8 protein-coding genes are annotated in these 8,607 nt (G+C 63.4%); 4 read left to right on the top strand and 4 right to left on the bottom strand.

The annotated features are described in order from the left end of the window. The first annotated feature begins 581 nt into the window (after positions 1-581). Positions 582-782 carry a hypothetical protein gene (locus QSK17_RS35445; protein WP_285711028.1) on the top strand — a complete coding sequence of 67 codons (201 nt, stop codon included), beginning with the start codon at positions 582-584 and terminating at the stop codon, positions 780-782. Positions 783-1,064: 282 nt separating this feature from the next. Here QSK17_RS35445 and QSK17_RS35440 read toward each other — a convergent pair whose 3' ends face one another. The 4 genes from QSK17_RS35440 to QSK17_RS35425 all read right to left on the bottom strand — a co-directional run bounded on the left by QSK17_RS35440 (position 1,065) and on the right by QSK17_RS35425 (position 5,676). Then, positions 1,065-1,586, bottom strand: coding sequence for a hypothetical protein (locus QSK17_RS35440; protein WP_285711026.1), 522 nt, complete (start codon positions 1,584-1,586; stop codon positions 1,065-1,067). 444 nt (positions 1,587-2,030) lie between these two features. Next, positions 2,031-3,473: a group II intron reverse transcriptase/maturase gene (ltrA, locus tag QSK17_RS35435; protein ID WP_285711024.1), complete on the bottom strand. Its 1,443-nt coding sequence runs from the start codon at positions 3,471-3,473 to the stop codon at positions 2,031-2,033. Positions 3,474-4,363: 890 nt separating this feature from the next. Further along, positions 4,364-5,005: a hypothetical protein gene (locus QSK17_RS35430; protein WP_285711021.1), complete on the bottom strand. Its 642-nt coding sequence runs from the start codon at positions 5,003-5,005 to the stop codon at positions 4,364-4,366. A 443-nt stretch (positions 5,006-5,448) separates the two neighbouring features. Continuing rightward, entirely contained in the window at positions 5,449-5,676 is a 228-nt protein-coding gene (locus tag QSK17_RS35425) for a hypothetical protein (RefSeq protein WP_285711019.1), read from the bottom strand. 77 nt (positions 5,677-5,753) lie between these two features. Here QSK17_RS35425 and QSK17_RS35420 point away from each other — a divergent pair, with 77 nt between their 5' ends. The 3 genes from QSK17_RS35420 to QSK17_RS35410 all read left to right on the top strand — a co-directional run bounded on the left by QSK17_RS35420 (position 5,754) and on the right by QSK17_RS35410 (position 8,234). Then, complete coding sequence (locus tag QSK17_RS35420) at positions 5,754-6,005, top strand: GntR family transcriptional regulator (RefSeq protein WP_285711017.1); 252 nt, start codon at positions 5,754-5,756, stop codon at positions 6,003-6,005. A 314-nt stretch (positions 6,006-6,319) separates the two neighbouring features. Beyond that, complete coding sequence (locus QSK17_RS35415) at positions 6,320-7,390, top strand: hypothetical protein (RefSeq protein ID WP_285711016.1); 1,071 nt, start codon at positions 6,320-6,322, stop codon at positions 7,388-7,390. After that, entirely contained in the window at positions 7,368-8,234 is an 867-nt protein-coding gene (locus tag QSK17_RS35410; RefSeq protein WP_285711014.1) for a GSU2403 family nucleotidyltransferase fold protein, read from the top strand. Before QSK17_RS35415 ends, QSK17_RS35410 begins: the two co-directional genes overlap by 23 nt. Positions 8,235-8,607 lie beyond the last annotated feature (373 nt).

Here is an 8,607-nt window from a genome sequence, read left to right as displayed (position 1 = left end):
CCCCCGAGGCGGATGAGCCGGCATGAGCGGTTCGAGGAGGAGCCACTCCTCGTCGGTCAGGTCATGGCGATCTTGCACCATGACCTTGTACCGCACCACAACGAAGATCTACAAAACGGCTCCTAGCCAAGATCGAAAGCAACTTTTCTTCTCGGTATCAAGCCGCCGCCCTGCGGGCGTCGGTGGCGCGGCCCGGTCACGGCCGGGCATGCGGCCTCTTCGGGCCGGTCCCGGCCGCGCCAGCCGCGCCCGTACGGGCAGACGCATGACAGCCGCGGGAAGCTCGACCACCAGAACGGCCGCGCCGCCGGCTACCACGACCAAAGCGAATGTGCCGTAACGGGCCGAGGCTCTCTCCTGCCTCCAGCTGGGGTCTCGTTTCGGCGAGGCTGGAAGGTGCAGGGTCTCCCCCGCCCCCGCTGCCCAAGGATTCGCGGCGGCCGGAACGCTCCGCGGGGGGGGGTCGACGGCGTACGAGGCATCAGGACAGGGTGCGAGCGTTCAGGACCGCACAGGGCACTCGCAGATGATCCGTGCACGTTCATGGACGTCAACGGTCTGCCCGGGAGAAAATAAGGGGCATGAGTGCAGAGGTCACTGCCGAGAACCTCAAAGTTGGCGATCTTGTTGAGCTGCCCACTCAATTTGGTCCCCAGGTCATCCGCTTGACCCTGGTCGAGCCCCGTGTTAACGGGCTAAAGTTCACCGGTCTTCGTAGCGACGGCGCTCGGTACTCCTTCGGAATGAAGTATGAGCAGATCGCGATTCTTCTAGACTCCTAAAGATCAATGGTGGCGCCGGGCAGGTCTTACGCCTCAGGGCACATCCAGGGCACATGAGCGTGAAAAGCGCTGCAAGACGACGACAACCAGTGGAATCCATAGCCGCAGGTCAACAACGTGGGCCAGGGAACGCCCCTGGTCACCGCCTCCTGGCAATCAGATATCGATGATGTGAGCAAGCGAGGGGGTATTGATCACTGATCTCGCGAGAGCATGCAGGTAGGGAGCGTGCGGAATCAAAAACCCGGCCCACAGGCCGACCAGCTTGGTGACCACTTGACCTTAGGCGGCAGGCCGATACCACTTCGCCACGGCAGCCAGGAGTTCGTCGGCGCTTAGAGAGCGATCCAGGGGAGCGGTACTCACTGCCAGGCCGCGGACGAAAGGGAAATTCAAATAAGCGAGGAGCAAAGCGGAATAGGAGCGCATGTATGGCCTCCATGCATGCGCTGGTAGATGCAGGACAATGGTCGCGCGGAAACGTCCCCCGTATAGCGAGATCTTCTCAATGCTTTCCCATGGGATTGGCTGTGTGGTCAGACGCCGGTCGTGCAACCCGTCCGGCCCGACTTCGATGATCACCTCGGTGCGGAGAAGGATCAAGAGGTTACTGACGGCAATCGGCATCAAGAGGAGCCAGAACCATGCGAAAATCTGATGCACGACTCCCATCCTGACCATTTCCCGAAACGACGGAGAGAAGGCAATAACTGCCGCCAGTGCGGTCATGCTGGCCACGAAGACTGCCAGAAGCAGGGTCTTTGGTAACGAGCGGCGCAAGATGATCGCATCGGGGTCTTGCATCACGTCTCCTCGTCGCTTTGGCGCTATCTCGACAACGGTGCGGCGCATTGACAAGTTCCGGCGAGGAAGCTGTACAGCAACGGGATACAGCAACGCCGCCTGACATGACCACACGCCACCGGCCCGCAACTACCACTTGAGCGGGGCGAGGAGCCCTCTACGCCGTGACTGGCTCCCGTTTGCAAGCAGGCGCTCAACGCCGTGGGAACTGACGGCAACGGTGACGGCAACGTCGGCCAGCACAGCCACACGTCGGGCACCGTCAAGCACCGTCCAGCCCCACGTCAGCGAGGATGAGCTGGGCGACTGCTACACCTGAAAAGCGGACGGTCAGGCTGTAGGGGTCGGACCGGAGCGCGGTGTCAGCCTTGCGACTGGTCCGTTTCTCCGGCCCGCCCTCCGAACCCGGCGAGCGACTCTCACCGCACCGGGCTCTCCACAGGTTCATGCCGCTGGGGGTGGCTCTGTTGTTCGCCTTGACCAGGGTGTTGGGATGTCCCAAGCGCGCCAGCGATACCGGGTGACTGGTATCGAAGCCGCATCGAGCAAGGTGATCCCATGTGCGGAGATTTCCCAGCCGTCGTTCATGAGCCGGGTCCGTACCTTCTTCCACGACATGCCGCCGTGCCTTTTGCGTAGCCACCACATGACGCGGTGCCACACATAGTGGGCCAGGTAGCTGAATGTCCGTTTGGACGAGCCGTGGCGGAAGTAGTTGCACCAGCCCCGGATCACCGCATTCAGGCGGATCAACAGGGTTCTCAGGTCAGGCTGTCCTGGGTGGACCAGTGCCCGCACCTTTGCGATGAGGGCGTTGACCGCCTTCTTGCTCGGGTAGGTGTAGACGGTCCACCGGCGGGTTCCTCGTTTGCGGCGCCGCTGGATGTGGTGCCCCAGAAACACGAACCCGTCATCGATGTGGGTGACCGAGGTCTTGGCCTCCGACAGACGTAGGCCCATCGGGGCCAGGACCGCGGCCGCTTGTTCTCTCAGCCGTTCGGCGTCTTCGCGGGTTCCGTTGACCATGGCGACCCAGTCATCCGCGTAACGGACCAGCCGCCAGTTCGCCAGACCCTTCTGACGCCGATTGTCCCGCTGCCGGGCCGTGGCCATCGCCTGGTTGTGTTCGGCCATGAACCAGTCATCCAGGACCGACAAAGCGATGTTGGACAGCAGCGGGGAGAGAATCCCACCTTGCGGGGTTCCGGCAGTCGTTTCCTCCTGTGAGCCGAGTTCGGTGATGATCCCGGCCTTGCAGAACGCCTTCACCAGCGCCAGCACCCGCTTATCCGCGATCCTCGCGCGCACCCGGTCCATCAGGGCCGAGTGGGAGATGGTGTCGAAGCACGCCTCAATATCCGCCTCAAGGACCCAGGTGTAGCGGTGGGAGCCCATGTGGTGGATCTCAGCGATAGCGTCGTGCGCACGCCGGTTCGGGCGAAACCCATACGAGCACGGCTGGAAATCCGCCTCGAAGATGGGTTCCATGACCAGCTTCAGTGCTGCCTGAACAACCCTGTCGGCCAGTGCGGGGATACCCAGACGGCGCTTCTTCGAAGTACCGGGCTTGGGGATCATCCGCTCTCGGACCGGCAAGGGTTGGAACGCACGGGCGCGAAGTTGCTCCCGTACGCCGTTCAGGAACGCTTCTTCGCCCCACACGGGCGGGACGTCGCGGGCCGTCAGCCCATCAACGCCCGCCGTGCGGGACCCGGTGTTGCCCCGGACCCGACGCCACGCAACCACGAGGAACGCCGGGTCTGCGACCAGGTTGTACAGATCATCGAACCGGCGAGTGGGGTCCTCGCCGGCCCAGCGGTGCAGTTTGTTCTGAATGCTCAGTACCCGCCACTCGGCCGCCTCCGGCTCAAGCAGCAGTTCGCCCATATTCACGAGCGGCCTCCTGACATGACGCCCCTACCTGCTCGAAACTGCTGCCTGCCTTCCCCATGTACGCGGCTTTCCCGCGCTCGGAGTACTACGCAGGCTCCGCCCCATCCCGCACCTTCGGCGGACGACGCACCAATCCCCAGCCATGCCCCTGGACGAGGCGGGCGAAGGAACGACACGAGATGGTTCCCACGTTCACTGCTGACCGCTTGCGAGAGGAGGTGCCCAGCTATGCCCCTGCGGCATCGCCCTGACTACGCCGTAGACCTTCACCAGGGCCTCCCGACCGGACGCGACACCCGGCCCAGGAGTTCCCCACCGGGCACCACGCCCGGCGGGTACGCACCGCAACCCAGCCCATATCCGCCAGATTTGAGCTGGTGGAAGCCTTAAAGGGCTTTACACCGCTGGTTCCTCGCGTACACCTTTCCCGCTCGTTAACCGGACCCGCGCCGTCTGGTAGTACCGGCGCGTCCCGACGTTGTCGAGGCTGCTCCCACCCTCACCCGCGACTCCGGGGTCAGGCTGCCTCCAACTTCAAACAACCCGCTACGACGGGCCATCGGTGGAGTCCTTTCACCTCCACACAGTCAAACAGCGCCTCGTGGCGCACGCCGCGTGGCTTCCGGTCCTCGGGCCTGGCGGCCCTGCGGTCCGGGTCCACTTGGCATCGGGACACCGCGGCTGATCTCTGTTGGGATGCATGATGACCGCCGATCTTGCTAACGCCGGTGCTAACAACGGTCCTGGACGACTGTGGACGAGGATGGGATCCCGGTAGCCAGGACATCCCTCCTGAACAGGCCCCTGTGTCGTCCGTGGACGCCTGTGGACGAGTCAATTACTCCTTGTAAACAGAAGGTTTTGACCTCCAACGGGTACTCAGCTTAGGCGTGTTCTCCCGTACCGGTCCGTGATCGCTCATTCCAGGCCACATAGTCACGCCAGAAAGGAACGACGACGTCCGACCTCGCCCACTCCACCTCATCTTCTGGAGCGCCTACGAACTCCAGATCGATGTAGTGAGCCAGATCGAACCCGAAGCAGATGATGTCGCTGCGCCACATGGAGAGAACGGGATGCCCGAACGTGCCATGTCCTGCAGGAAGGAACCGGTGCGCGTACACGGGCACGATCCTTGGCGCGCGGGCTAATACCTCCCGAGCCGCCTCCACGGCCTCCTCAGGGTCGTCCGGTCGCGGCCCCCACCAAGGAGTCCAATGGCCACGCTCGACGTCCTCGATAAGGAAGTCGACCTCCCAGTTGAGGTGCCACCGAAGCTGATCAGGATCGCCGTTGCGCCAGTCCGGCCACGGGTTTTCCCACATGCTGTCCGGGTCGGGCTCCTCCCACACGGGCAGGCCAGTAGAGAGGAACGCCCGGTGGTCATCAGCGAACTCGATTCCGAACTCGCGCTCGATGCGGTCGAACTCCGCGTCGCTCAGCCCCGGCTCGATCTCGCAGCAGCCCGATTCGGCCAGTTTGCGCGCAGCCAGCACACCTAAAAGCTCACCTTCACGGCTGGTCATACTCGGAGAGTAGCGGCGACTGGTCTTTGCCGAACTTCGCTGCCCTCGCGCTGAACCAATAGGGCACAAGGCCAGCGGTCGTGATCAGCTAGGCAACCCCGTAGACCCAGGCAGGAGCCGTCAACGGGCGGAGCCCAAGAGGATTCTCAGCCACCATTGGCGTGCTTCCCGGCTTCTCCAGCCGCCGACGTAACCATGCCTGGGAGGGTCGGACTGGATGACCTTGTGGACCTGGTAGATACCACCCACGCAGATCAGTTCGTAGAAGACCGCCTGGCAACAGCAGGTGTGCTCGACGACCCGGTAGGGTCCGCGCGGCTGAGCCTGCCAAATCAGGCGTTCCCGGTTCAGCAGCGCCCTCCCCGGATGGACGGAGATCCCTGGGCACTCCTCGTCCGAAAGCGAGACCGCGTCGCGAGTCAGCCCGCCTAGCTCTACCGCCGTCATCGCGCCATCGACCGATCGGCCTGTTCGTCGAGTACGCGCCCAAGCTCATCCAGGGTGGCGGCAGCCACGGTCATGCAGACGCCGGCCATGACCTCCGCCTGGGTGATCCGGTGGCCCCGTCGTGTCGCGTACCAGTCCCCGGGCCCGTCACCAGCCCGGCTCTGCCAGATCGCCCAGCCGGGAAAGCGCGCTGCCAGCTCTTCAAGCTCCGTCACGTACAGCACGCTACAGAGCCTAAATATACCTGTCTATAGCTATGAGCTTCTATGACTAACCGGGAGTCACTACCTACAGTTGGCGCGTGATCGACTACGACCCGACCAGGCCCAAGTGGGTGCAGATCTACGAGGTCGTACGCGCACGCATCGAGTCGGGCGAGTACCCGCCCCACCACCTCATCTCAGAGGTTCAGATGGAGGGTGAGTTCGGCGTCGCCCGGGTGACCATCCGCAAGGTGACCGCCAAGCTTCGCGAAGACGGCCTCATTGTCACCACTCCGGGCATGGGCTCCTTCGTCGCTCAGGAAAAGAAGAAGACCTCCGAACAGGCGTGAAGCCACCCGGAGGTCTCAGCAATCCCGGCTACTCCTCGGAAGAAGTCAGCCCTGTCGGGCACCACCCCGAAGGGTCACCTGCGTTGACACCGGCGCCTCCGATGCCGCAGTAGCCGCCAGGGTTCCGGTAAAGGTACTGCTGGTGGTAGCGCTTCGTTTCAGGCAATAAATCTGCCTGGCACAGGCGGCTGGAACCTCCCCTGGCGCCGCACTGATGGGCACCAGTGCGGCTGTTCAGGAAATGCCCACTCTCCGTCGACGGCGGAGGTATGGTATTTCCCGAACACCAAGGGGCTGGAGAGCAGATGGAGTCTATGGCGCGGCCCCAGAACGAGGCTGAAGTCCTGGCGGCCGGGATGGCTGTACTGAGAGATCGGTTGCCGACCGGGTGGGATGTCCGATCGCTGAGCCACAGCGTTCGCGATGCCCGCTTCGACGCGCTCTGGGAGGTGACAGCACCAGACGGAACCGCGACCGTGCTGGTGGTGGAGGCCAAGCGCCTGGTGGAAAGGCGCGACACCGCCACACTGCTGCAGCAATTGGGCGCCTACACGGAAGCGATTCCAGGCAGCCGTGGGGTTGTCGTGTCCAGCTACCTGTCGCCGCCGGTACGTGAGCGACTCTCCGATGCCGGCCTGTCCTACATAGACGTGACAGGCAACATACATCTGAACGTGCCGCGGCCTGGGCTATACATAGCGGACCGAGGGGCGGACCGCGACCCATGGCGCGGTCCTGGAAGACCGCGCGGAACTTTGAAGGGTGCTCCCGCGGCCAAGGTCGTACGTGCGCTGCTGGACCACGACAGATCTTGGGCGATCCGCGAGCTGGTCGACATCGCAGGCGTTTCCACTGGGTCGGCATATCGAGTGATCGAGTTCCTCGAGACCGAGGATCTCGCGACTCGGAACAGTTCGGGCGCAGTCGTCATACCCGACTGGGTTGCGCTGCTGAGGCGCTGGAGCGAGGACTACGGGTTCGTGCGGAACAGCCGCGTCACCCGCTGGATAGCGCCGAGAGGTCTATCGAACCTCGTGCAGCGTGCGGCAGAGAGTTCCGTTCGGTACGCCGTAACCGGAACCTTGGCCGCCGCCACGTGGGCCCCCTATGCCCCCGCCCGCTCCGCCATGATCTATACATCGGACGTCGAGCAATCCGCGCAGCTCTGGGATCTCCGCCCTGCCGATGCCGGAGCGAATGTGATGTTGGCCGAGCCCGAAATCGACGTCGTCTTCACTCGCGCCCTTGCCGACGCCTCCGGCCTCGTGATCGCAGCACCATCCCAGGTCGCCGCCGATCTGATGACAGGTCCTGGGCGCAGCCCTGCCGAAGCCGAAGAACTCATCGAATGGATGACGCGAAATGAATCCTTCTGGCGTAGATAGAGGCGACATCCTCGTCCGATCTCGCTCCGCGCTTCTCGATGCTCTGGCCGCTCTGGATGCCCATCGCGACGCTGTGATCGTGATCGGCGCGCAGGCCATCTATCTGCACACCGCACGGAGCCCTGTCGCGCTCGCCGAGACGACGAAGGACAGCGATCTCGCGCTCGACCCAAGGGTGCTGGAGGACGAACCGCTTCTGGAGCTGTCCATGAGCCGCGCGGGCTTCTACCGTGACCCCATCGATGGACAGCCTGGCGCATGGCTGAACTCTGAGGGCATCCCTGTCGATCTGATGGTGCCCGAAGCTCTCGCAGGACCAGGCACGAAGAACACACGGGGAGCGCGCATTCCCCCACACGATCGGCGTGCTACTCGACGTGCTCGAGGTCTCGAAGCTGCTGTCATCGACAACACGGTCATGGACGTCACCGCGCTTGACCCGGACGATGATCGTGCATATCGAGTCAGGGTCGCAGGACCTGCGGCCTTACTGGTGGCCAAGCTCCACAAGATTTCCGAACGCGTATCTGTTCCGCACCGGCTGAACGATAAGGATGCACATGACATATACCGCATCTTGATCGACATCGACACCTCCGAACTGGCCGCCGCCTTCAGCGTCCTACGTCGCGACCCCGTCAGCAGTGAGATCACTAACCAGGCCATTGAGTATCTGGCCGCACTGTTCGCGCTGGGGCCTGACACGCTCGGCGCGAGGATGGCTGGACGCGCAGAAGAGGGACTCGGCGAACCTGAGACTGTTGCCCTCGCAACATCCCTCCTTGCCGCTGATCTCGTGCAGGCCCTGCAGCGCGACTGGCCATCCCGACTGCGTTTCCGCTAGGAGCCCAGCCTGGCATTTGGGCCGGGCGCCATGTGGGAGACGCCGAACTTCGCCCTCTGAAGACCAGCGCGGCGCCCGGTCAGCGGTCCCCTCTCGTATGCGGTGCACGCCACAGAGGCCTCTCCAAAGAGAAGATTCACTCGCCGACGGGCGCGATGCCCACGGGACAGGAGACACCAGTGACGTTTTCTCAGCGTGATCGACTCGGACAGTAGGGCTTTCCTGGGCAGAAACGATCACACGCGAGCAGACACGCGGACGAACAGAGGATGCCGGAAACAGGCGTGGAGCCTTCGGTAGAAGAGGTCTCACCACAAGATCGTCCGTCTACCAGAAGGCTCCACGTGATCACCTATCCTGCCATGCTCGACGT

The organism is Microtetraspora sp. NBRC 16547, from assembly GCF_030268965.1.
Lineage (GTDB): Bacteria > Actinomycetota > Actinomycetes > Streptosporangiales > Streptosporangiaceae > Microtetraspora.
The sequence above is the reverse complement of the archived record's forward strand: the minus strand, read 5'-3'. Positions and strand labels throughout refer to the sequence as shown.